20 protein-coding genes and 1 other annotated feature are annotated in these 24,038 nt (G+C 66.6%); of the genes, 12 read left to right on the forward strand and 8 right to left on the reverse strand.

The window, feature by feature from the left end; translation table 11 throughout:
• Window positions 1-14: 14 nt before the first annotated feature.
• The 8 genes from tssH to I7X39_RS18450 form a co-directional block, all read right to left on the reverse strand.
• Window positions 15-2,696 (reverse strand): type VI secretion system ATPase TssH, encoded by a 2,682-nt coding sequence (tssH, locus tag I7X39_RS18415; RefSeq protein WP_198112636.1) that lies wholly within the window; start codon window positions 2,694-2,696, stop codon window positions 15-17.
• 13 nt (window positions 2,697-2,709) lie between these two features.
• A complete protein-coding gene (gene tssG, locus I7X39_RS18420; protein WP_232352047.1) occupies window positions 2,710-3,792 on the reverse strand; it encodes a type VI secretion system baseplate subunit TssG in 1,083 nt (360 codons plus the stop codon).
• Window position 3,793: 1 nt separating this feature from the next.
• Window positions 3,794-5,641, reverse strand: coding sequence for a type VI secretion system baseplate subunit TssF (gene tssF / locus I7X39_RS18425; RefSeq protein WP_198112637.1), 1,848 nt, complete (start codon window positions 5,639-5,641; stop codon window positions 3,794-3,796).
• Window positions 5,641-6,108: a type VI secretion system baseplate subunit TssE gene (gene tssE / locus I7X39_RS18430; RefSeq protein WP_198112638.1), complete on the reverse strand. Its 468-nt coding sequence runs from the start codon at window positions 6,106-6,108 to the stop codon at window positions 5,641-5,643. Before tssE ends, tssF begins: the two co-directional genes overlap by 1 nt.
• Window positions 6,109-6,171: 63 nt before the next feature.
• Window positions 6,172-6,690, reverse strand: a complete 519-nt coding sequence (locus tag I7X39_RS18435) for an Hcp family type VI secretion system effector (protein ID WP_198112639.1) — start codon at window positions 6,688-6,690, stop codon at window positions 6,172-6,174.
• A 194-nt stretch (window positions 6,691-6,884) separates the two neighbouring features.
• Window positions 6,885-8,372: a type VI secretion system contractile sheath large subunit gene (gene tssC / locus I7X39_RS18440; protein ID WP_198112640.1), complete on the reverse strand. Its 1,488-nt coding sequence runs from the start codon at window positions 8,370-8,372 to the stop codon at window positions 6,885-6,887.
• A 5-nt stretch (window positions 8,373-8,377) separates the two neighbouring features.
• Window positions 8,378-8,896, reverse strand: a complete 519-nt coding sequence (gene tssB / locus I7X39_RS18445) for a type VI secretion system contractile sheath small subunit (RefSeq protein WP_198112641.1) — start codon at window positions 8,894-8,896, stop codon at window positions 8,378-8,380.
• Window positions 8,897-8,926: 30 nt separating this feature from the next.
• Window positions 8,927-9,559 carry a hypothetical protein gene (locus tag I7X39_RS18450; RefSeq protein ID WP_198112642.1) on the reverse strand — a complete coding sequence of 211 codons (633 nt, stop codon included), beginning with the start codon at window positions 9,557-9,559 and terminating at the stop codon, window positions 8,927-8,929.
• A gap of 416 nt (window positions 9,560-9,975) precedes the next feature.
• Between I7X39_RS18450 and tssJ the strand changes: the two genes are divergently transcribed.
• The 12 genes from tssJ to I7X39_RS18505 all read left to right on the forward strand — a co-directional run bounded on the left by tssJ (window position 9,976) and on the right by I7X39_RS18505 (window position 23,644).
• Complete coding sequence (gene tssJ / locus I7X39_RS18455) at window positions 9,976-10,587, forward strand: type VI secretion system lipoprotein TssJ (RefSeq protein ID WP_198112643.1); 612 nt, start codon at window positions 9,976-9,978, stop codon at window positions 10,585-10,587.
• A gap of 236 nt (window positions 10,588-10,823) precedes the next feature.
• Entirely contained in the window at window positions 10,824-12,173 is a 1,350-nt protein-coding gene (gene tssK, locus I7X39_RS18460) for a type VI secretion system baseplate subunit TssK (RefSeq protein ID WP_198112644.1), read from the forward strand.
• Window positions 12,173-12,952 (forward strand): type IVB secretion system protein IcmH/DotU, encoded by a 780-nt coding sequence (gene icmH / locus I7X39_RS18465; RefSeq protein WP_198112645.1) that lies wholly within the window; start codon window positions 12,173-12,175, stop codon window positions 12,950-12,952. Before tssK ends, icmH begins: the two co-directional genes overlap by 1 nt.
• Window positions 12,953-13,085: 133 nt before the next feature.
• Complete coding sequence (locus I7X39_RS18470) at window positions 13,086-16,073, forward strand: type VI secretion system Vgr family protein (protein ID WP_198112646.1); 2,988 nt, start codon at window positions 13,086-13,088, stop codon at window positions 16,071-16,073.
• Window positions 16,074-16,081: 8 nt separating this feature from the next.
• Complete coding sequence (locus tag I7X39_RS18475) at window positions 16,082-17,545, forward strand: hypothetical protein (RefSeq protein ID WP_198112647.1); 1,464 nt, start codon at window positions 16,082-16,084, stop codon at window positions 17,543-17,545.
• An 11-nt stretch (window positions 17,546-17,556) separates the two neighbouring features.
• Window positions 17,557-18,456 carry a hypothetical protein gene (locus tag I7X39_RS18480; protein ID WP_198112648.1) on the forward strand — a complete coding sequence of 300 codons (900 nt, stop codon included), beginning with the start codon at window positions 17,557-17,559 and terminating at the stop codon, window positions 18,454-18,456.
• Window positions 18,457-18,618: 162 nt separating this feature from the next.
• On the forward strand, window positions 18,619-18,864 hold the full coding sequence (locus I7X39_RS23865) for a transposase-like zinc-binding domain-containing protein (protein ID WP_445666936.1): 246 nt from the start codon (window positions 18,619-18,621) through the stop codon (window positions 18,862-18,864).
• Complete coding sequence (locus tag I7X39_RS18485) at window positions 18,834-20,144, forward strand: DUF2345 domain-containing protein (RefSeq protein ID WP_198112649.1); 1,311 nt, start codon at window positions 18,834-18,836, stop codon at window positions 20,142-20,144. The genes I7X39_RS23865 and I7X39_RS18485 overlap by 31 nt, the downstream gene beginning before the upstream one ends.
• A 60-nt stretch (window positions 20,145-20,204) precedes the next feature.
• Window positions 20,205-21,200, forward strand: a complete 996-nt coding sequence (locus tag I7X39_RS18490; RefSeq protein WP_198112650.1) for a PoNe immunity protein domain-containing protein — start codon at window positions 20,205-20,207, stop codon at window positions 21,198-21,200.
• Between the two features lie 121 nt (window positions 21,201-21,321).
• Window positions 21,322-21,645, forward strand: a complete 324-nt coding sequence (locus I7X39_RS18495) for a phage baseplate assembly protein V (RefSeq protein WP_310739944.1) — start codon at window positions 21,322-21,324, stop codon at window positions 21,643-21,645.
• 50 nt (window positions 21,646-21,695) lie between these two features.
• A protein-coding gene (locus I7X39_RS18500; RefSeq protein ID WP_375140804.1) for an IS3 family transposase occupies window positions 21,696-22,924 on the forward strand; the annotation gives its coding sequence in 2 pieces (ribosomal slippage) (window positions 21,696-21,987 and window positions 21,987-22,924; 1,230 coding nt in all).
• Window positions 21,974-22,090, forward strand: a sequence feature (AL1L pseudoknot). (Overlaps the previous gene by 117 nt.)
• Window positions 22,925-22,984: 60 nt before the next feature.
• On the forward strand, window positions 22,985-23,644 hold the full coding sequence (locus I7X39_RS18505) for a type VI secretion system Vgr family protein (protein WP_198112652.1): 660 nt from the start codon (window positions 22,985-22,987) through the stop codon (window positions 23,642-23,644).
• The last annotated feature ends 394 nt before the right edge of the window (window positions 23,645-24,038 follow it).

The raw sequence follows: 24,038 nt of genomic DNA on the forward strand, positions 1-24,038 counted from the left end.
CTCCCCGGCGTCCATCAGGCGACGGTGACCTTGAAGCGGCCCTGCTTGTCCGCGCCGACCTTGATCTTGTTGAGCTTCTCGCCCGCGGCCATGCGGGCAAGGGTCTGCTCGGCCAGTTCGGGCAGCAGGCTGCCGTTCAGGATGTGGTCGACATTGCGGGCACCCGAGTCGACCTCGGTGCAGCGGGCCAGCACGGCGTCGATCAGGCTGTCGTCGAAGGCAAAGCTGGCGCGGTGGTTGGCCTGGGCGCGCGCGGCGATGCGTTCGAGCTTGAGGCGGATGATTTGCTCGAGCACCGGGTCGCTGATGGGGTAGTAGGGCACCACCTTCAGGCGCCCCAGGAAGGCGGGCTTGAAGTGCTTCATCAGCACCGGACGCAGGGCCTCGGCCAGGGCATCGGCCTCGGGCAGCTCGACGGCCGGCTTGTTCAGGCAGGCCTGCATGATCTGGCTGCTGCCCACGTTGCTGGTCAGGATGATCAGGGTGTTGCGGAAGTCGATCTCGCGACCCTCGGCGTCGTCCATCACGCCCTTGTCGAAGACCTGGAAGAACATCTCCAGCACATCGGGGTGGGCCTTTTCCACTTCGTCCAGCAGCACCACGCTGTAGGGGTTGCGGCGCACGGCCTCGGTCAGCACGCCGCCCTCGCCGTAACCCACATAGCCGGGCGGGCTGCCCTTCAGGCCGCTCACCGAGTGGGCCTCCTGGTACTCGCTCATGTTGATGGTGATGAGCTTCTTCTCACCGCCGTAGAGAGCGTCGGCCAGGGCCAGGGCCGTCTCCGTCTTGCCCACGCCGCTGGGGCCGACGAACAGGAACACGCCCTTGGGCTTGTTCGGGTCTTCGAACTGGGCACGCGCGGTGCGCACGCGCTGGGCGATGGCGCTCAGGGCCTGGTCCTGGCCGATGACGCGGTCCTTCAGCGTGTCAGCCAGCTTGAGCACGGTGTGGATCTCGTCGGCCACCATCTTGCCCAGGGGCACGCCCGTCCAGGCGGCGACGATCTCGGCCACGACATGGGCATCGACCTGGGTGGGGCGCAGCGGCTGCTCGCCTTGCAGCGCGGCCAGTTCAGCTTGCTTGGCGGCCAGTTCGGCTTGGATCGGACTGAGGGCGGGCGCCTTCTTGCTGCCCTTCTTGGGGGCCGGTGCCACTTCGGCTTGCGGCTCGGCTTCCGCCTTGGCGCGCAGGGTCTGGATGGCTTCGACCAGGGCCTGCTCCTTGGCCAGCTGTTCGCGCAGGGCCGCCAGCTCGGTGTTCAGGCGCTCGGCTTCCAGCTTGAGTTCGGCGAGGCGCTCGGCATGCGCCGCCCCGGCGGCGGCCTCGCGCTTCAGCGCGGCCTCTTCGGCGCCCAGGCGCTCCAGGCGCTTGGCGCGTTCCTCAATGGCCGCGGGCACGGCCTTCTGGCCCAGGGCCACTTTGGCGCAGGCGGTGTCGAGCACGCTGATGGCCTTGTCCGGCAGCTGCCGGCCGCTGATGTAGCGGCTGGAGAGGCGCACCGCCTCGGTGATGGCCTCGTCGAGCACGCGCACGCCGAAGTGCTTTTCCATCAACGGCGCCATGCCGCGCAGCATGGCCGCGGCAATCGGCTCGCTTGGTTCCTCGACCTTGATGACTTGGAAGCGGCGCGCCAGTGCGGCGTCCTTCTCGAAGTACTTCTTGTACTCGGCCCAGGTGGTGGCGGCGACCGTCCTCAGCTCGCCGCGCGCCAGCGCCGGCTTGAGCAGGTTGGCGGCGTCGTTCTGGCCGGCCTGGCCGCCCGCACCGATCATGGTGTGGGCCTCGTCGATGAACAGGATGATGGGGTGCGGGCTCTTCTTGACCTCGTCGATGACGGACTTGAGCCGGTTCTCGAACTCGCCCTTGACGCTGGCGCCGGCCTGCAGCAGGCCCATGTCCAGCACATGCAGGGCCACGCCCTGCAGGCTCTCGGGCACCTCGCCGGCGGCGATCTTCAGCGCCAGGCCTTCCACCACGGCCGTCTTGCCCACGCCGGCCTCGCCGGTCAGGATGGGGTTGTTCTGGCGGCGGCGCATCAGGATGTCGATGGCCTGGCGGATCTCGGCGTCGCGGCCGATCACCGGGTCGAGCTTGCCTTCCAGCGCACGGGCGGTGAGGTTGGTGGTGTACTGGTTCAGGGCCGGCGTGGCACCGGCCTGGCCGGGGGCGGCGGCTGGGCTGGGCGTGGCTTCCGGCGCTGCAGAGGCCGCCACGGCCAACGGCACTTCGTCGGAGCCCTGCGTGATGTCGGCCAGGCGGTGCTTCAGGTCCTCGAGCGAGACGCGCGCGAACAGCGGGCTGACGCGTTGGGCCAGCTGCGCCAGGCTGGGTTCGCTCAGCAGCGCCAGCAGCAGATGGCCGGAGCGGATGCGCGCCTGCGCGGAGTCCAGCGAGGCGATCAGCCAGGCGTGTTCCAGCAGCAGCGGCAGGCGCGCGCCGAACACAGGGGTGCGGGTGTTGCCGCTCTTGATGTGGGCCAGCTCGCGTTCCAGGTCGTGCTGCAGCGCGCTGCTGGAGACCTCGTAGCGACGCGCCAGCAGGGACAGGTCGCTCTTGGGCTGCTCCAGCAGGGCCAGCAGCAGGTGCTCGATGTCCACCTCGAAGTGCCCGCGCGACAGAGTCAGGCTGGCGGCGCGCTCGGCCGCGCGGCGGCAGCTGTCGTTGAGCTTGGAGATCAGGGTTTTGAGATGGCTCATGGCGGTTGCTTGTTCAGGCGGCCAGCAGGCAATAGCCCGGCTCGCTGCGGTCTTGGATTTGCGGTCGGGTGACCAGGAAGTTGTCGTAGCCCAGGCGGCCTTGCTGTTGCTCGTGAGCGGTGCGGCTGTGCAGCTGGGTGGGCATCACGTCTTCGGCGCGCAGGGTCAGGCGGATCTCCAGTTCCAGCGTCAAGCCCACCAGCAGCTGCAGCCATTCGCGCAGCGCCAGCGCGCCGGGCTGGCCGGGCAGGAAGCGTTGCAGGCGCGCGCGGCTCAGGGGGCCCAGGGTGATGCGCAGGCGCTGGTCGCGCTGCCACACGCGCGCGCCCACCAGGGCGCCCTGGTTCAGGCCGGCGCCGGCAAGGCCCACACAGGTCTGCTGCTCGGGCGCCAGCGTGAACCAGCGGCCGACGAATTCATCCACCCGCACGCACACGCCGAAGTAATGCGCCAGCAGCTGCTCCAGCGTGGCCCGCGAGACCGGACGCTGCTGCAGTCGGCCGGCGTAGAAGGCCAGGGTTTCGTCGGCCACGCCGCCCTCGGGCGCGCGCAGGCGCTCGCGCAGCGCCTCCTGCCCCACGCCGGCGATGCTGAGCAGCATGGGCGTGAAGTGGCGGCGCCGGTCCTGTTCGTAGCGCAGGGCCAGGCGGCTCTTGCGCCAGGCCTGGTAGAGCTGCACGGCCGAGCGCTGCAGGAACAGATCGAGGAAGGCGCGTGCCGCGCCGTCCTTCTGCTGCTCGCGCAGCGCAATCAGCTCCGTGTAGAAAGACGGCAGCGTGCCGGTGGCGCCGGTGAAACCGATGAAGGCCGGGGTGATCTCGACCCCGGCCAGCGTGGTGGCCTCGGTCGACGCCGTGCTCTCGCCGGGTGCAGGCAGCGCGCGCAGCGCAGCCATCTCGCTGGCCGGGAAGCCCATGTGCAGCGAATTGCGAAAGCGCAGGCGCTGCATGGCCGCGTCGCTGGAGAGGCCCTGGTGCAGGGCCAGGCTGCGCTCCAGCAGGCGCAGGGCTTGGTAGAAGCCATGCTCGTGCGGCTGCGCGAACAGGCGCTGCAGGGCGCTGTCCAGGCGCAGCTTGGGCGGCGGCAGGGTACTCATCTCAGAGCAAGGGCCCGGAGCCGCTGCGGCGTGGGCAGTCCACCAGGGTCTCGCCGCTGCGCGCGCAGATCAGGCGCAGCTGCACGAAGCTGTTCACGTGCACGTACTGGCCGAAGAAGTGGTCCAGCACCTGGGCGAACAGATGCAGGCCGGTGCCCACGAAGGCCTCGCGCTCCACGGTGAGGCGCAGCTCGGTGCCGCGCACAAAGCTCGGGAAGGGCATGGCGGCGTCCCCCGGCAGCCAGGCCACGGCCGGGCGGTGCTCGATGGCCTGCAGCCCGTCCAACAGGCGCGCCGTGCTGGCAGCGCGCGGCAGGTCGTACAGGCGCAGCAACTCCTTCAGGCCCTCCAGGCCGCTGCCGCTCAAGGAGAGGTGATTCAGCGAGAGGTGCGAGACCAAACGCCACAGCGTGCCGTTGCCGCGCTCGAAGCGCTGGCTGCGTGTGGGCTTCTTCAAGAGCGCAATGGCGCGCGCCGGCGAGCCGCCTTCCATGAACAGATCGCCGCCGGCCTGGCCGATCGAGATCTGGTGCGCCAGGTCGCGATTCGTGGCGGTGACGTCGATCGACAGCGTGTCACTCTGCGGCGCGGCGGGGTCGAAGTCGATGTCGACGATGCTGATCTCGGTCTCGTAGCCGGGCGCGCGCTCGGCCAGCACCGGGTCGCGGCTCAGGCTCCAGTAGCGCGCACGGTCCACCCCCTCTTCCAGCAGCTGCTCGTGGCGCAGGCCGTAGAAGGGCTGGAAGGCCTGCACGCTCTCACCCGCCGGGCTGTGCTGCACGCGGAACACGCGGTCCACCGAATAGACCTCGAAGGCATGGGCACGGCGCGCATCGGGCAGCACCGGGTAGCTGGCCTGGGCGTGGGTGATGCGGATGGGCTCGGCGCGCTGGCTGAAGCGGTTGATGACCGGCGTGCAGCCCAGGCGCAGATTGCGCGCGCTCACCGCCTCCAGCAGGCGCGCGGCCTCGCTGTCGGCCCGCAGGCCCTGCAAGGCGATGTGCAGGCTCACTCGCGGCTGCGCATCCAATCCGGTGGGCAGGCGCAGATCGACGAAATTGAACTTCTCGGGGAAGGCGAAGAACTCGGTCAGCAAGCGGTAGGCCTGGGGCGAGCGGGCGTCGAATTCGAGCAGCGCGTCCTCGTCGGCAAAGCCAACGGCGCGCGGCAAGCCCTGGCGCAGCGGCGCCCAAGGTCCCGGGCCGGCTTCCACCCAGCAGCCCAGGCTGTGGCCCAACAGGGCCTCGCGCAGCGCGCTCACCAGCGAGGGCTCGCCATCCAGATAGACGCGCAGCCACTCCGTGCCCAGGGTCGACCAGTGCGCCTGGTTCGAAGCCAGCTCCAGCTCGATGCTGAACAGGCTGGTGGCCTTGCTGGGCAGCAGCGTGCCTTCGGGCGCCGGCGTGGCGGCCTGCCATTGCACCCGCTTGATCTGCAGCGGCAGCAGCTGCACCGCATGGGTGGTGCTGAAGCGGCAGGGCACGGTATTCACCGGCCGCGTCTGCAGCGCGGTGCCGCGCGGCAGCTGGCTGCCGGTGCTGAGCTGGGCCGCCGCCGCGCCCAGCTCGAACTGGGCGATCGAGCAGCTCGGAAAGGGCCGCAGGTAATGCGGGTAGAGGACCTCCAGCAGCGCTTCGGTCACGCGCGGGAAGTCGTCGTCCAGGCGCTTGTGCACGCGCGCGCTCAGCAGCGCGAAGGACTGGATCAGGCGCTCGACATGCGGGTCCTCCTGCAGGTTCCCGCTGGTAGAGAGGCGCCCGGCAATGCGCGGATAGGCCTTGGCGAAGTCCTTGGCGTTGTCGGCCAGGAAGCTGAGCTCGCGCTCGTAATGTGGCAGCAGTTCGCGCATCAGGCGGCTCCCACTTCGTAGCGCTGGCTGCCCGGGTGCAGCACGGCGTCAAAGGCCACCGGCTCGGCGTGGGGGTGCAGCATCAGCTTGGCGCGGATGGAGAAGGACAGCTTGGCGGTGGCCGTGCGGTCCTCGCGCACCGCCACCTCGACCTCGCGCAGGCGGGCGTCCTGGCGCATCAGGGCGTGGCGGATGCTGTCGGAAATGGTCTTGCGGTCGCGGTCGCTGGCCATGCTCAGCGAGCTGATGTCCACCAAGCCCAGCGTGGCCAGCGAACGCGCGGCATGCGGGTAGGCGGCCAGCTCTTCGGGCGTGAAGCTGGCGTGGGTGTTGAGCAGGTGCTCGATGTCGCGTGCCACCGAGGCCTTGATGCGCTCGACGCTGTAGCGCGCCAGCACGCCGCGCTGCGCCTCATCGGCGTCGCCCAGCAGTTTGTCGAGCAGGGAGGGAGCGTAGGTGTCGGCCATGGGCAGCAGCGCAAAGAGGAAGCGGCGCGGAGCCGCCTCCCAGGGTTCACATCAACCGACCGATCAGGCGGCGATGTTCTTGCGCAGATCCCAGCCGGCCTTGCCGGTGCTGGTGGCCGAGCCGTCGTGCTTGTGCTGCTTGTATTCCCAGACGATCTTGCCGTACTTCAGGCCGAAGGATTCGGCCGGCAGTTCGCCACCGTCGATGACGGTATCGACCGAGGACACCACCACGTCTTCCAGCACGATCTTGTAGTAATCGATGCGGGTCTGCGAGGTGCTGGTCGAGTTCTTGCCGCCGTAGGCGCGGTAGAAGGTGATCTCGACCTTCGGGTAGATCGTGCCGGCCGAGCAGGCGCGCAGCAGCTTGCTGGTGGCCTTGTCGATGTCCTTCGTGAACAGCATCTCGCCGTGCTCGGTGCGCTCGGCGGTGTGCGAGCCCGCGGTCGACGCCGAAGAGGACTTCGGCTGGAACACGCGGTGCTTGAAGGTCGAGACCTCGATCTCGTTCTTGTGCTTGTCGTCGGTGCTGTCGCCTTCCAGCTCGCTGGCGCCAACAAACTTGACGTAAATGTCCTTCATGGGGAAAGAACCTCCTTGGAAACCCTTCGGGAATGGGAGCAGCGGCTGAGCGGGTCGAAGGGCCGAGAGCACCCGTCACGCTGTTCGGGCTGCCGTCACAGCCCAAGGCCCCCGGCGTCCCGGGAGATGACAGGCACGCCGCGACGCCACGGGCACCCTCAGGCCCCCGTGCATCGCGTCATGCGTGGTTGGAATTAGCCCCGTTGACCCTGCGGCAGCTCCGCCACCAGGCGCAGCGAGACCGAGAGCTCATCGAGTTGGAAGTGCGGGCGCACGAAGCTGACCGCGCGGTACACGCCGGGGCGGCCCGGCACTTCGCTGACCTGGATCGAGGCCTCGCGCAGCGGGTAGGCGGCCTTGGTTTCCTGGCTGGCGTTGTCGTCTTCCACCACGTACTGGCGGATCCAGCGGTTCAGGAACTCCTCGACATTGCCGGCCGAGGCGAAGCTGCCGATCTTGTCGCGCATCATGGCCTTCAGGTAATGCGCAATGCGGCAGACGCTGAACATGTACTGCAGCTGCGAGGACAGCACCGCATTGGCATTGGCCGAGTCGAGGTCGTACTTCTTGGGCTTTTGCGTGCTCTGCGCGCCGAAGAAGGCGGCGTAGTCGGTGTTCTTGCAGTGCACCAGGGGGATGAAGCCAAGGTCGCTCAGCTCCTTCTCGCGCCGGTCGGTGATCGAGATCTCGGTCGGACACTTCAGCGCCACTTCGCCTTCATCGGTCTTGAAGGTGTGGGTCGGCAGGTCTTCCACCAGGCCACCGCCTTCGACGCCGCGGATCGCCGCGCACCAGCCGAAGTTCTCGAACGCGGCGGTGAGGCGCGCGGCCATCGCGTAGGCGGCGTTCACCCACAGGTAGCGCGAGTGATCCGAGCCGTCGACGTTCTCGACGAAATTGAAGCCCTCGACGGTCATGCCGTCCTTCGGGTGGAAGGGCAGGCGGCCGAGGAAATGCGGCAGGGTCAGGCCGACGTAGCGCGAGTCTTCCGATTCACGGAAGCTCTTCCACTTGGCGTAGTCCACCGTGTCGAAGATCTTGCTCAGATCGCGCGGCTTGCCCAGGTCGGTGAAAGTCTCCAAGCCGAACAGCTCGGCCGAGGCGGCGCTGATGAAGGGCGCGTGCGCGGCCGCGGCCACATGCGACATCTGCTCGACGAAGTACATGTCCTCGGCGCCGCGGCCGATTTCGAAGTCGCCGATCAGGGCGCCGAAGGGCGCGCCGCCGAAGGTGCCGAACTCTTCCTCGTAGACCTTCTTGAACAGGGCCGACTGGTCGAAGTCGATCGCGGTCTTGAAGTCCTTGATCAGCTCCTTCTTGGTGGCGTTGAGCATCTGGATCTTCATGCCCGAGCCGGTGCTGGTGTGCTTGGCCAGGTAGTGCAGGCCGGTCCAGCTCGATTCCAGCTTCTGGAACTCGGGGTGGTGCAGCACCTCGCTGAGCTGGCGCGAAAGCAGCTCGTCGATCTCGGCCACGCGCGCGTCCAGCGTGGCGCTGAGGTTGTCGGACACGACCACGGTGCCCTGCAGCACCTCGCGCACCAGCTCGCCAATGATGTCCTTGGCGCGGTGGTGCTCGGCGTCTGAGCGCGCGACCTTGCTCTTGCTGACGATCTCGTCGAGCAGGCTGGCCTCTTCGAGGACGGCCTCGCCGGCCGCGTTCAGGGTGGCTTCTTGCAGCATGGCGTTCACTCCTCGTTGGCAGGCTGGGTTTCGCGCTTGAGCGTGGCGAGCTTCTCGGTGCTTTGCAGCACCTCGGCCAGCAGGTCTTCGAGCTTCTCGTTGCCGGCCAGCTTGTTGCGCAAATCGCTCAGCTTGGTGCGCGCCTCGAGCAGCTTGCGCAGCGGCTCGACCTGCTGCACCACGGCCTCGGGTCGGAAGTCCTCCATGGCCTTGAACTCGAGGTTGACGGCGAACTCGCCACCCTGCTCGCTCAGACGGTTCTTGACGCGGAAGGCGGTGCGCGGCGCCATGCCGGCCATCACGTCGTCGAAGTTGTCCATGTCGATGCTGACGAACTTGCGATCCTTGACCTTGGGCAGGGGCTTGTCCGCATCGGGCTGGCCGCTGAACTCGCCCAGCACGCCAACGACGAAGGGCAGTTCCTTCTTCTCGATCGCGTCGCCGATCTCGACGTCATAGGTCAGTTGCACGCGGGGCGGGCGCACCTTCTCAAGGCGCTTCTGGACGGACTGTTTCTTCGCCATGGAAGTTCTCCGGTGGGGTGGTGGGTGCGCTCAGCGCAGTCGGTCGAAAGGATTGGCCGCGGCACTGGGCGTGGCGGCCGGTTTGGGCGGCGGTGCGGCCGGCTTGGCGGCTTCGGGCTTGGCTGGCTCCGCCTTGGCGGGTTTGGCCAGTTCGGCCAGCTTTGCGTCGGGGGCCGCCTTGGCATCCGCGGGCTTGGCATCCGCGGGTTTGGTACCTGCAGGCTTGGTGTCGGCCGACTTGGCTGGCTCCGCTGCGGCACGGCGCACCGTGGCGCGGCGGGCCGCCGGCGCGGCCACTTCGGTCGGCGGCACCAGCACCTGCTCACCCAGGGTCTCGCGCAGCAGCTTGGTCAGGCCTTCGGCTTCGCTGCGGGTATCGGCCGGCATGCCCGACTGCTGACCGCGCAAGGCGCCCAGCGCCATCGCCGCCACCCGCAGGCCGGCCACGGCCAAGATGCTGTGGGCGGTGCGGTCGGCCGGGTCGCGCTGGCTCACCTCCTGGGCAGCCAGCACGGCGTAGCCGTAGTCGGCCGCGGCAAAGTGGTCCTCGGCCAGTTTTTGCCAGGGCTCCTTGCTGGTCGGGTAGGCCTTGGCGGCATCCCGCCAGGCTTCACGGGCGCGCTCCTTGCTGCCCTGGCTCTGCGCGTCCTGCGCTTGCTTCATCAGCTCGCTCAGGCTGGGTTGCACAGGGGCGGGCGCCGGGGGCGGCGGCGGGGGCGGGGGGCTGGCGCAGGCCGTCAGCAAGGCCAGCAGCGCGAACGATGCCAGCGGCCGGCGAATGGCCTGCAGGCGCTTGAGGGACCCGAGGGCCGCACAAATATTCACAAAATTTGCTCCCTAAATACAAATGACCCACGAGGGGTCATTTGCGAACGTCAAGGCCTTTGCGGCGACTGCTTGTGCAGTTCATCACGCAATGGCAAAACGAATGTAAGTGCGGCACTCTGAAATCCGCACCCCCCGAACGGGGGCGCGGCAATACCGGCTTGTTACACCCTGATCGCCACAATTTGCTGGCCATGAACCGAGCAAATTCATCCAGTTTTTTTGCATCAAAACCGGGCCGGCGTGCCGCTTGGGTGGCCGGTCTCTGGGCCCTGCTGGCGGGTTGCGCCTCGGCCCCGGCCACCCCCAGCACCGAACAGGGAACCGGCTTGCTGGACAAGGCCTTGCAGGCGGTGGGCCTGCAGAAGCCGGCCGCCGTGGAGCAGCTGGAAAAACTGCCGCCCCTGCCCACCGGCCCGCGCTACCAGCCGGTGACCTTGCGCCTGCACGCCGGCGAGGTGCTGAACATCGACGCGGCGGGGCGGGCTCTTACAGTTGTCACGCGGGTTTACAAACTGCGCGCAACGGATACGTTTCTGCAGGCCCCCTACGAGGCCTTCCAGGCCGATGACCCGACCCGCACACCGTTCGCCAAGGACGTGATCGAGATGCGCGAGCTGGTGCTGGCGCCCGGCCAGCGTGCCGAAAGCGTCGAGAAGCTCGGCCCCGAGGTGCAGGCGCTGGCCGTCGTCACCCTGTACCGCCAACCTGCCGCCGGGCGCTGGCGCTTTGCCTTCGAGACCAAGGCTGCCAGCGCCAGCGGCATCACGCTGGGCCTGCATGGCTGCGCCATGAGCGTCTCGCAGGGCCAGCCCTTGCAGGCCGCTCCTGAACATCTGCGCGTGGCCGGCGTGCGTTGCCAATGAATCAATGGCCCGCAGGCTGGTGCCAAAACGTTCCGTGAATTGGAGCCAAGTTGGGTTCTGTTTTCCTGCGCTCACCGGCGTTAACCAACTGTTGCCTTGAACTGCGCGGATGCGGGGGTGGCAGGTCAGGACCTCTCACCTAAGCTGAAAGTTGGCGGGGCCAGCCCCCGCCGTTCCGACAAGCCGGACGCAACGAGCTCCCCCGGGCCGAGGCGCGTTCTTCAGGGATGAACACCGTGATCCAGTCTTCCAAGCTCCTGTGGGGCGAGGGCCTGTTCCTGCGCCCGCAGCACTTCCAGCGCCAGGACGCCTACCACGAGGGCCGCCTGGCCGACACCGCCCGCGCCCTGCACCCCTACGCCTGGGGCCTGCGCCGCCTGCAGATCGACAGCGATGCGCTGGCCAGCCAGATGCTGCGCCTGACCGAGCTGAGCGCCGTGCTGCCCGACGGCGAGCGCGTGCATGCGCCGGCCGATGACGAGCTGCCCCCGGCGCGTTCGCTCGCCGATGTGCGGCCGGGCGTGAGCGAGCTGCTCGTGCACCTGGCCCTGCCACCGCTGCGCGGCCACGCCAGCAATTACGGCCAAGCCGGCATGGAAGGCGGCACGCCGCTGCGTTTCGTGCAGCACGCCCAAGAGGCGGCCGACTGGTTCACCAGTGCCGACCCTGCCGAACTGATGGTGCTGCGCCGCAGCCCACGCCTGCTGCTCGATGGCGAGCCGCGCGACCAGCTCGTCACCATGCCCCTGCTGCGCCTGCGCCGCCAGGGCACGGGTGGCTGGGAGCTGGACAGCGGCTTCGTGCCCCCGGCCATGAGCCTGGCCGCCGCCCCTGCCCTGCTGGCCCAGCTGCGCCGCCTGCTGGATGCGCTGCAAGCCAAGGTCGACGCGCTCTACGGCTTCCACCGCGAGCCCTCCAAGCATGTGATCGAGTTCCGCAGCGGTGATGTCGCGTCGTTCTGGCTGCTGCACACGGCCTCCACCGCCTTCGCCGGGCTGAGCCATCTGCTGCACAACCCCGGCCTGCACCCCGAGCGCCTGTACCAGCGCCTGTTGGAACTGGCCGGCTCGCTGATGACCTTCGCGCGCACGCACTCGCTGGCCGACCTGCGTCCCTATGAGCATGCCCAGCCCGACGCCGCCTTCGCCGCGCTGGACCATGTGGTGCGCGAGCTGCTGGAAACCGTGATCTCGACACGCTGCTTCGCGCTGGCGCTGGACGAGCTCAAGCCCAGCTTCTATCAGGCGCGCCTGGATTCCGAGCGCATCAATGCCGACACGCGCCTCTTCCTGGGCGTGCAGGCGGCGCTGCCGATGAGCGAGCTGATCGACATCGTGCCGATCCGCTTCAAGACCGGCGCCCCGGACGACGTGGAGAAGCTGGTGCTCTCGGCCATGTCGGGCGTGCGCTTGGCGCATGCGCCGCAGGTGCCCGGCGCCATCCCCGTGCGCCCGGGTTGCACCTACTTCAGCATCGAGCCGCGCGGCCCCTTGTACGAGCGCATGTTGCAGGGTCAATCCTTGAGCCTTTACGTGCCCGCCGGCATCCCCGAGCTGCAGCTCGAACTCTTCGCACTCAACGGCTGATGAGCACCGCACCTTCCCTCTTCGGCAGCGCGGCCCCCCAGCAGGGCGCCCCCAGCACCGCACGCGGCCAACGCCAGGCACGCGACCTGATGGACCTGCTGTTCGAAGGCTTCTACATGGTCTTCCTGCTGCGCAACCGGCACTTGCCGGGCAGCGCGGTCGAGTTCCGCGAACGGGTCAAGAGCTTTCTGGCCAGCTTCGAGCGCGGCAGCCAGCGCTTGAACGCTTCAGCCGAGGACGTCTTCCTGGCCAAGTTCGCCTTCACCGCCCTGGTGGACGAGTTGGCGCTGAGCCCCACGCTGAACCTGCGCGAGAGCTGGGAGCGACGCCCGCTGCAGCTCGAACTTTTCGGCGAGCAACTGGCCGGCGAGAAGTTCTTCGAGCACCTGGAGACCCTGCGCACGCAGGGCGCAGCCAAGCTGCAGGTGCTGGAGGTCTTCCACATGTGCCTGCTGCTCGGCTTCCAGGGCCGCTACGTGCTGGAAGGCAGCGAGAAGCTGGGTTACCTGACCGCCCGCCTGGGCGACGAGATTGCCCACCTGCGCGGCAAGCGCGCGCCCTTCGCCCCGCACGCGCTGGCACCCGACCGCATCCTGCACACGCTCAGGCACGAGGTGCCAGTGTGGGCCTTCGCCGCCGTGTTTGCGCTGTTCGGCTTGCTGGCTTATCTGGGCCTGCAGCACTGGCTGTCCCGCGAGACCGAGGCACGCCTGATGCAGCACAGCCAGCTCGTGCAGCTGGCGCCGCAGGCCGCGCACGTGACGATTACGCTGCCTTGACCCCCCCGAAGCGCCTGCGGCGCCTCCCCCCAAGGGGCGCCACCAGCGGCCCGGCCAAGCCGGTTCCACGGTGGCACTGGATCCAGGCGCACCTCGCACCCCGCGTGACCGAACTCCTGTAGGGATCCTCCAAATGGATCTGAGCACTCTGGCTTCCAGCCTGGTCTCCCGCATCGACTTCCTCGCCCTGCTCAAGGACCACCACCGCCTGCTGCAGGTGCGCACCGCCCTGCCCGAGCTCGCGCTCATTCCCGAGAGCCTGCACGGCGTGGACCGCGTCAACGCGCCGCTGCTCGATGGCTTCGGCTACGAGCTGGACTGCCTCTCGACCCACGCGCACTTCGAGTTGAAGCGCCTGATCGGCGAGCAGATCACCGTGCGCCTGCTGCAGCCCAGCGGCGAGTACCGTGCCATCCACGGCTATGTGGCTCAGGCCGCGCAGCTGGGTGGCAATGGTGGTCTGGCGCGCTACCGCCTTTCCCTGCGCAGCTTTGGGGCCTTTCTGGCACGACGGCAAGACAGCTTCATCTTCCAGGACCTGGACACGCGCCAGATCATCGAGGCGGTGCTGGCCGACCATGCAATGGCCAACTGGCGCTGGGAAGCTTCACAGCCCCTGCAGACCCACAGCCGCTGCACCCAGTACCAGGAGAGCGATGCGGCCTTCATCACCCGGCTGCTCGGCCTGGAAGGCCTGTCCTGGCACTTGGAGCAGTTGCAGGGAGACGCGGCCGCCGCGGCCGATGCCAAAGGCCATGCACGCCACTGCCTGGTGATCCACGACGCTGGCTCCAAGCGCACGGATCTGGGGCGCGTGCGCTTCGCGGCCCAGCACGTGGTGGCCAATGGCGCGCAGGACACCCTGCATCAGTTCCAGGCGGAACGCTCCTTTCAAGCCCTGGCCGTCACCGAAGCCAGCTGGGACTACAAGCCGCTGGCCGGCACATCCGCCCATGCGGCCTCCAGCCTGAACACCGGTGAGGTGCCGCAGCTGGAGCAGTACGTCGGCTCCGGCGCCTATCGCTTCCAGGACGGCGGACAGGCCCAGACCCGCGCCGACCAGCAGCTGCTGGCGCTCGAGCTGGGCTTGAAGCGCTACCAGGGCCAGGGCGGCCTGCGCCATCTGCTGGCGGGTGCGCAGTTCGAGCTCTTCGATCACCCGCATTTCGGGGCGAACACGACGGCGCTGGATTACGCCGGCGCACTGCTGGCCAGCCAAAAGAGGTCGGATGCCCGCTTCACGCTGACGCAGGTGGGGCTCACGGTGCGCAACAACCTGGGCGCCGAGATGGCCCGGCTGCTGCAGGCGCCCGCGCTCGAATCCGGCAGCACGCTGTGCACGCTCGAAGCCGTGCCGGCCGCCGCCGCGCTCACGCCGCCCCTGCCGCGCAAGCCCACCGCGCCGGGCAGCCAGGTGGCGCTGGTGGTGGGCGTGGATGGCGAGGCCCTCTCGCCCGATCGCGATCTGCGCGTCAAGATCCAGTTCCCTTGGCAGCGCGGCCAGCGGCCCAATCTGGGCGGGCTGGCGCACCGCAGCGCCGTAGATGCGCGTGGCAACGCCCCGGGAGAGCTGAGCAGCGGCACCTGGGTGCGTGTGGCCCAGCCGCAAGCCGGTGCCAACTGGGGTCAGGTGTTCACGCCACGCATCGGCACCGAGGTAGCGGTGGGCTTCATCGAAGGCGACATCGATCGCCCCGTCATCACCGGTCAGCACTACAACGCCGCGCACCTGCCACCCTGGAGCGCGGGCGAGGGTTCAGGGGCCAACCACCCTGGGGTGATCAGCGGCGTGCGCAGCCAGACGCTGGACGGTGCCGGTCACAACCACTGGCTGGTGGATGACACGCCGGGGCAACTGCGCACGCGCTTGGCGTCCAGCCACGGTCAGAGTGAGTTGATCCTGGGCGAGGGCATTGCGCACAACCCCTTGAGCAGCACGCGCGGCGCCTGGCGCGGCATGGGAGCGGAGCTGGGCACGCAGGGCTGGGGCAGCTTGCGCGCGCCCAAGGGCCTGGCCCTGACGACGCAGGCGCGCGCGGGCTCTTACGGCAGCGCCCAGGGCACGCAGATGGATGCGCCTGAAGCACTTGCCCAGGTCAAGGCCGCCACCGACCTGGCCCAGCGACTCACGGCAGCCAGCACGCCCGGTGGCGCACAGGCCTTGAAGACGCACGAGCCCAAGAAGGCCGTGGACACTTGGATCGAAGACACGGATCCGAAGCAGCGCGGCAAGCATCCGAGCCATGTGAATGGGCAGGAGGCGCTGCAGCCCAGGAGCGGCAGGAAGCTGGAAGACCCGGTGCCGGGGCCCGACCGCCCTTACCTGCTACTGGACTCACCCTCCAGCCTGGCCCACACCAGCGCCGGGGATGTGGTATCGGTCAGCGGCCAGCACACCACGCGGGTGAGCCAAGGGGATCAGCACGAGACGGCAGCCCACACCGGCGTGCAGGTCTCGGGTCGGCACACGAGCCTTTACACGCACGAGGGGGAGTTGCAGGTCAAGGCGGCAGCCGGGCCGGTCTCCTTGCATGCCCACTCGGACACCCTGGAGATCCTGGCCGACCAGTCGGTGCAGATCCTCTCGGTCAACGACAGCATCCGCATCCAGGCCAAGGACAAGATTGAGATCGTGGCCGGCGACTCGACGCTGGTACTGCGCGGTGGGGACATTGACTTCTTCACCCCGGGCACCTTCCTGATCAAGAGCGCGATTCATGATTTCAAGGGCGGGGGAAGTGGGCCGGCGCGGTTGCCGCACCTGCCGCGCGGCAGCGCGCAATCGGTCCTTGAAGGCAGAAGGACTGGCCGGAACGCATCCGGCGGCGGCAAATCCATCCAGCGCAAGCGCGCAATGCCGGATCTCGGCAGCCAGGCACCTGTGCACCCGCTACGACACTACGAGCGGTACCGGGCATTGGACGAGGTCAGCGGAGAGCCTGTCGTCGGTCTGCCCTACCGGATTGAGCTTGCAACTGGCAGGGTGATCACCGGCATAACCGACCAGGACGGGCTGACTCGCCGGGTCAAGACGAAGGACGCCGTCGGTCTCAAGCTTTACTGGGGCCCTCTGTCAATTGCAGCAGACACACCCGATTCACGCTCGATCGCCGACTGCTGAGAACCACCATGACCCAGCCCCATGTGACCGCGCCGGCGAGCGCCAGCAAACCAGCGCTCGCCGACACAACGAAGCCAGAGAAGCTGCACGGCGTCACTGACTGCAAGATCAAGGTCCCGAGAAAGGTGACCTATGTGCTCCACACCCCCAGCAAAGCCAGCCTGGAAATGCCCTATGCCGTCGCAGTCAACGGCGTCGTTGATCCACGGTACTCAAACAAGCCGGCACAGTTATCTGGCGGCGGCGGCAAAGTTGAGGTGGTCGTCCAATGCGGTGACAAGGTCAGTCTGTACCTCAACAGCGACGCCCACCCGGACTACCGCCAGCATCCGGTCTACGCCGTGACGCCGACAGCCCGGGATGTGCGGGTCACCATCAGGGAGAAGAAGGGTAAGCACGCCGATGCGGACACACCCGTGCTCAAGGCCAAAGAAGGTGGCACAGACAAGGCCACAAGCAAGAGGCCCGAGATCGACGAGTACGACGCTCCGCTGACCGGCGACATCTGGATGAAGGTCTCGCACAAGTACACAGAAGCCGAGGTGGCGGCGCTGGTACCCAGCGATACCGGACCGGAAGTGCTTGCGGCGGTCAAGAAGATCTATGCAGGACTGAAGGACAAGAGCTTGAACTTGATCGTCCCGGCCAAGGGCGACAAGCCAGACATGAAGATTTCTGTGGTCTTTGAGGACGCCAACAACCCCCTAAACAACATCACCGACTTCGACCTGCTCCGAGACGGCCTACCGCGCGTTCACCCGGCCGGCTTTGCCTCCATGTTCAACAGCGCCTTGACGGCTCAGGTCAGCCGCCTCAACGTCACATCGAACTGGCGCCCCATGGAAGGCTCGATCGCCCACCGTGCCGGTTTGGGCCTGGATGTCAACTTTGTCGATGACGTTCGGATGAATCGACAGGAGTTGGCCAACCCGAAGATGCATAACAAGAACGACGACGACAACGTATCGGCAGAAGAGCGGAAGTTGTACGAAGCGTTCCTGGAGACCAGAGACGAACACGAAACGGCGAAGGACGCCAGCGCTGCCGCCGCCAAGGCAGAGAAGGAGGCCTGTGCCGCCCTCAAGGCGGCACAGGCCAAACAGGCGGCAGCCAAGACGGACGCGCAGAAAGCAGCCGCAGCGGCGGCGGTTGAGGCCAAGCAGGAGGCTGCGAACCAGGCCACAACAGCGAAGGAAAAGGCCGAAAAAGCTGCGAATAGCGCAAGCAAGAAGCGTAGAGCAGCTGAAGACGCCTGGGCAGACGAGAAGTCAGCGCGCGAACCCGCCAGGGTCACTGCTTTCCGAGGAGCTCTGTTGAAGTGCATGTGCGTCGAGCAGCTCTTCGATCCCTGGTACATGGACGTCAACACCCAAGACAAGGCCCCGCCGACTCACAACAAGCAACTCGATGACAACGAAAAACTGCACTCTCATCACCTGCACATCACGGTTCACGAACCGAAGATCCGATGAGTCGCCTACGCATGCTCTTGGCACTGCTCGCGCTGCTGGCACTCTGCAGTACCATGCCCGCGCGTGCAGATGACGCGGAAGCACCTAAGCGCCGCCCCAATCCCCCCTGGATCGACCGGCCTCTAGGGTATCGCTACATCGTGTTCTTCCATGATGGGATGGGCGCCGAAGTGGCCCGCGAGGTAGCAAACGAGTGGCACGAAGATGGCCGCGACCACCGTTCCGGAGGTTTTTCGTGGCCCCGGTACTTTGAACCCCGGCATCGCATCCGCACCGACGGCAACCCGCGCTACGACCTAGTCATTCACCTGATCGAGTTCGACGAAGAGGGCTGGGTTCGCACGCCCCACAGTTACAGCAAGCCGCTGCGCCTTCGCTTCAACCACCTGCTGACCGTGGCCCTGTCGTCTGGCGACGACCCCTACGACCCATTCGACAGACTCGGCAAGTGGTTTCACGGATTCGAGGACAGCGACAACTGGGCGCCCACCCTGTGCGGCTTCTCCGAGCGGCCCGATGGTCTGAACTCAAACGACCGCGACTATCTCTACGGGCCCATGTACCGGCACGACGACCAGCGCCCTTCTTTTGGCTGCCGCGAGTGGGCCCACCAGCTCAAGAGCGCTTCGCGGCCTTATATCGATGTCACCAGCTATCGCCCCAAGGCGCCGCCTTCCGACACCTACATCAAGGAGTTCGTCGGCTGGGCCCGTTTCGGTGACAACAAGCCAGTGATCGGCCTGCATATGGGCCATTGGTACTGCTTGCTGGACTGCCCCGGAGGCGATGCGCCAGGCCGCATCGCCAACATCAAGCTGTGGGCGGCCCGCAATGGCTGGCCTGCTCCAAAGCCGCCCAAACGCATGCCCATGTTCCCGGACCCCCTTCAGCGCAGGGGCGCGGAAGACTAGGTCGGCGAGCCGAACTCGCGCCTCGCGCTTCGGTTTTGGCAGCTGGACTACCCATGCATTTCATTTGGCGCTGTTCGCGTTAGCCGATGATGGCGCACCTGGTGAGCCAGTCGGCGTGGATGCTTGGGGCAAAGCCCCTCGGTGGGGGCGCTGGAGCCGTCGATGCGCGAAGACGAATGGACTTCCTGGCTGGCTTGCCTGGGCCGCCTGAGCGCTGAACAGCTCTTGCAGCTTCGCCAGTGCTTGGATGCTGTGGCCGCTGTAGATGCCTTGGAGGCCGCCTTGCTGCGCTGGCGCAGCCAACACCCCGAGTGCCCGCACTGCCAGGGGCTTTACGTGGTGAGCAATGGCCATGCGGATGGGCGGCAACGCTACAAGTGCAGAAGGACAAGCACCCGAGCCATGTGATTGGTCAGGAGGCCCTGCAGCCCAGGAGCGGCAGGAAGCTGGAAGACCCGGTGCCGCGGCCCGACCGCCCTTACCTACTGCTGGACTCGCCCTCCAGTCTGGCCCACACCAGCGCCGGGGATGTGGTGTCGGTGAGCGGCCAGCACACCACACGGGTGAGCCAAGGGGATCAGCACGAGACGGCAGCCCACACCGGCGTGCAGGTCTCGGGCCAGCACACGAGCCTTTACACGCACGAGGGGGAGTTGCAGGTCAAGGCGACAGCCGGGCCGGTCTCCTTGCATGCCCACTCGGACACCCTGGAGATCCTGGCCGACCAGTCGGTGCAGATCCTCTCGGTCAACGACAGCATCCGCATCCAGGCCAAGGACAAGATTGAGATCGTGGCGGGCGACTCGACGCTGGTGCTGCGCGGTGGGGATATTGACTTCTTCACCCCGGGCACTTTTCTGATCAAGAGTGCGATTCATGACTTCAAGGGCGGTGGGTCGGGGCCGGCCGTGTTGCCGGCGCTGCCGCAAGGCAAGACCGATGAACCGCCCACAGAGATTGAGCTGAACTACGACTACGACGATCTGACCCCGGTTCAAGGCGCCGCCTACAAAGTGACCTTCGAGGACGGCACGGTGCGCCAGGGCAAGCTCGATGCCAGTGGCTACGCACTGCTCTCGGGTGTGCCCAAGGGCCGCTACAAGGTGGAGCTGGGTGAGGACCAACGGCCCTGGGACCCCGACCCCTCGGACCGGCTTGACGAGGCCTTCTTCAAGGGTGACAAGCAGTCCGCCGGCGCTGCGGCCATCGAGCGCGCGCTGGAACACGAGCCCACCCGCGAGCGCACCGGCAAGATCCCCAAGATCACGGGTGTGAGCAATGACCAGCGCATGCTGCATTACTTGCTGTCGGACAGTTCGGACAAGCGGGGAACGCAGATGCCCTTGATGCAGATGGGGCGCTCTTGGGTTAGGGATCGAGCCAAACGCGAAGGCTTGCCCAGTGCTGCACGAAACAAGCTCATCGCTGACCAATGTGAGCGCCGAACAGTATTGGTCACATTCGAATCTGCTGGCGCCCTGGATCACGCCCAAGCAATGCCGGAGGCAATGCTGCGCAAACCCCAGGCTGAAATGCATCCACATGAAGTCCATGGAACCACAAAGGTCTGGGGGGCATCTGAGATCGACGAAGTAGACGACGCAAGGCGAGTCGCACATCAATCCAAGTCCTCCTCCACTGCCGCTGCTCAGGCAGGCAACAAGCCATCGAAGTCCAGAAAGCTGTAAATGCCACCTTCAGATTCACTGCCCGAATCCGAGTTCAGGGCAAGGTGTCGGCAGAAGTACTTGACAAGCAAATACTTCACTCTCAACCGCGCCGATATCAATGTCTGCATTGACACGCTGCTTTTATCCAAGACGTCTGATCGCGAAGCACTTCGAATCGATCCGAGCACTGAAGGTGGCGTTTTCAAAGAGCGCCTGAAGCTCCTTCGCCTGCACTACACGGCAGGTGAGCCAATCGATTCGCTGCGACTACTCTTTTTGGAATCGATGCAGTGGTTCCGCGACTGGCATTCCGCCGACCTGGAATGCACGAAGCACCTTGCCGCCAAGCGCGGCGAAGACTTGCGGCTGGATATGACCCCTGTCCCTTTTGAGGACTTGTTTCACTTCCAGATCGTCATGGACTTCATCAGCGTGGGGATCCTGCTCGGCGAGTTCGAGGCGGTTCGCGAAGCCGCCAAGCTGATGCAGTCGGCCCGCCACTCGGACATGCTCTATGAGGCCCTGATCGAGAAGATCGTCCCCGACCCCGACACCGAAGTCACGGAGTTTTTCCACGAGCAGCCCTATGACCCGCTGCTTGACGCGATCTTCAGTGCCGAGAGCCCTCAGGAGGCTTCTGCCTTTGTCAAGAAATACTTGGAAGGCTGGTACAAGGCCTTTGAGGGCGTGCCTTGGCACAACGGCCACTTGGTTGTTACCGACGAGTATTCCAACTACGAGGGCTACTGGGCCTTCGAGGCTGCCGCGATTTGCGTGCTGTATGGCATCGACGACAGCGGGTTCCGCGACCACATCGTCTACCCCAAGGACCTAGCGGACTGGGCTCGCGAGCACAAGGTGCTTGACCGGCTCGTCCCCTCGGGCTCTAGCCCCGCCCTAAGCGGAGCAGGCCTACGCTGTGAATCTGGCCAAGCTTGCCCTCAATCCGGCTACTGGCTCTCCCCTGCCCAGGTGGGCAGCCGCCGCCATTTCCAGGCCGGCGACTTAATGCCTATCCTGGGCGGCGACTACGGCGTCACCATCTGGCAGTGGGACGAGAACCAGCAGCCCTGAGGATCGTCTTGAGGCCGGCTACGCCGGCCTGCAGCCAGTGCTTCAGTCAGCGCCGCTGCGCGCCTGCCTATTGATAAGTGGCGGCGAATGGCGATGCGCGCCAGGCTTGACGCGCTCAGGGGTGCGCGTTGCCCAGCCGCAAGCCGGCGCGAACTGGGGCCAGTTGTTCAGGCCGCGCATCGGCACCGAGGTGGCGGTGGGCTTCATCGAGGGGGACATCGACCGCCCCGTCATCACCGGGCAGCACTACAACGCCGCGCACCTGCCGCCCTGGAGCGCGGGCGAGGGCTCGGGGGCCAACCACCCTGGGGTGATCAGCGGCGTGCGCAGCCAGACGCTGGACGGTGCCGGTCACAACCACTGGCTGGTGGACGACACGCCGGGGCAACTGCGCACGCGCTTGGCGTCCAGCCACGGTCAGAGTGAGTTGATCCTGGGCGAATGAACCGCCCCGGATTTTGAGGAGGCTCCTTCGTTTGAGAACATGGAGCCATCATGAGGAAGTCACCGAAGTCCCCCCCCGAGTTGCGCGAGCGCGCCGTACGTATGGCGCGTGAGCACCGTGGCGAGTACCCGTCGAAGTGGGCCTGCATTGAGTCCATCGCCGGCAAGGTCGGCTGCACCGCGCAGACCCTGGACAACTGGGTCAAGCAGGACGAGCGCGATAGCGGCCAGCGCGAGGGCATGACCACTGCCGAGGCCCAGCGCATCAAGGACTTGGAGCGCGAGAACCGCGAACTGCGCAAGGCCAATGAGATCTTGAAGTTGGCCAGCGCGTTTTTCGCCCAGGCGGAGCTCGACCGCCGCATCAAGTCCTGAAGTCCTTCGTCGACCACCATCGCCAGCAATTCGGGGTCGAGTCGATTTGTCGCACCCTGCAGATCGCCCCGTCTGCTTACCGGCGCCACGCAGCGCGCCAGCGCAACCCCGCCCTGCGCTCGTTGCGCAGCCAGCGAGACGCCGTGCTTGCGCCGCAGGTGCATCGCGTCTGGCAGCAGAACTTTCGGGTCTACGGAGCCGACAAGGTCTGGCATCAACTGCGACGTGAGGACGTGGCAGTGGCGCGCTGTACTGTCGAACGCTTGATGCGCGAGCTGGGCTTGCGGGGCGTGCGGCGCGGCAAGCAGCAGCGCACCACCGTGCCCGACTCCAAGGCACCATGCCCGCTGGATCGCGTCAACCGGCAGTTCCGCGCCGAGCGGCCCAACCAGCTCTGGGTCTCGGACTTCACCTATGTCTCGACCTGGCAGGGCTGGGTGTATGTCGCCTTCGTCATCGACGTGTTCAGCCGCCGCATCGTCGGCTGGCGCCAGAGCAGTTCGATGCACACCGAGTTCGTGCTCGACGCGCTGGAGCAGGCGCTGTACGCACGCCGGCCAACTGAGGAGGACGGTCTGGTGCATCACTCCGACAGGGGCTCGCAGTACCTGTCGATCCGCTACAGCGGGCGCTTGGCCGAGGCGGGCATCGAGCCCTCGGTGGGCAGCAAAGGCGACAGCTACGACAACGCGCTGGCCGAGACGATCAACGGGCTCTACAAGGCCGAGGTGATCCGCCGGCGCGGACCCTGGAAGACGAAGCAGGCGGTGGAGTTGGCGACGCTGGAATGGGTCGCTTGGTTCAATCATCAGCGCCTGATGGAGCCCCTCGGTTACCTGCCGCCGGCAGAGTTCGAGGCCAACTACCATCGACAGCGCGCTGGTCAGGCCGCGATCATCGTCTGACTCAAAGCAACTGGCCTCCGCGAAAACCGGGGCGGTTCAGAAGGCATTGCGCACAACCTCTTGAGCAGCACGCGCGGCGCCTGGCGGGGCATGGGGGCGGAGCTGGGCACTCAGGATTGGGGCAGCTTGCGCGCGCCCAAGGGCCTGACCCTGACGACGCAGGCGCGCGCGGGCTCTTACGGCAGCGCCCAGGGCACGCAGATGGATGCGCCTGAAGCACTTGCCCAGGTCAAGGCCGCCACCGATCTGGCCCAACGGCTGACCCAGGCCAGCACGCCCAGTGGCGCACAGGCCTTGAAGACGCACGAGCCCAAGAAGGCCGTGGACAGCTGGATTGAGGACACGGACCCCAAGAAGAAAGGCAAGCACCCCAGCCATGTGAATGGTCAGGAGGCCCTGCAACCCAAGAGCGGCAGGAAGCTCGAAGACCCGGTGCCGCGGCCTGATCGCCCTTACCTGCTGCTGGACTCGCCCTCCAGCCTGGCCCACACCAGCGCCGGGGATGTGGTGTCGGTCAGCGGCCAGCACACCACGCGGGTGAGCCAAGGGGATCAGCACGAGACGGCAGCCCACACCAGCGTGCTGGTCTCGGGCCAGCACACCAGCCTGTACACGCATGAGGGTGAGTTGCAGGTCAAGGCGGCCACTGAGCCGGTCAATGCATCCCACTTTTGTGGGGCTAGCACATTGGCGCACTCACGCCGAAGCTGCGGCGCATGAAGCACCTAGCCCCACCCCCTACCCCGCACCGCCAAGTAGTGCCGGCCCAAAGTACTACTGTATGTCTCGGTCGCGCCAGTCTCGATGGCCTGGAATGTCGAGAGTGCAGTTGGCAAGACTGGGATGAAAGCGTCTGCGCCTTGGATCTCGTCGCTCCACCAGTTCCGTGGCGGCATTCAGTCCGCATCAATTCATCGCCAGCCATCTGACTACGGCAAATTCGCGGCTACGCTTTAATGAGCGCACTGTTAGAGCGGACCCAAAAATAGCAAAACCCCCCGCATGTTACTGCGAGGGGTTTTGGGGATTAATAGCCTGACGATGTCCTACTTTCACACGGGCAATCCGCACTATCATCGGCGCTGAGGTGTTTCACGGTCCTGTTCGGGATGGG

Origin of the sequence: Inhella proteolytica, from assembly GCF_016093275.1 — a bacterium.
In the GTDB taxonomy this organism is placed as follows: domain Bacteria; phylum Pseudomonadota; class Gammaproteobacteria; order Burkholderiales; family Burkholderiaceae_C; genus Inhella; species Inhella proteolytica.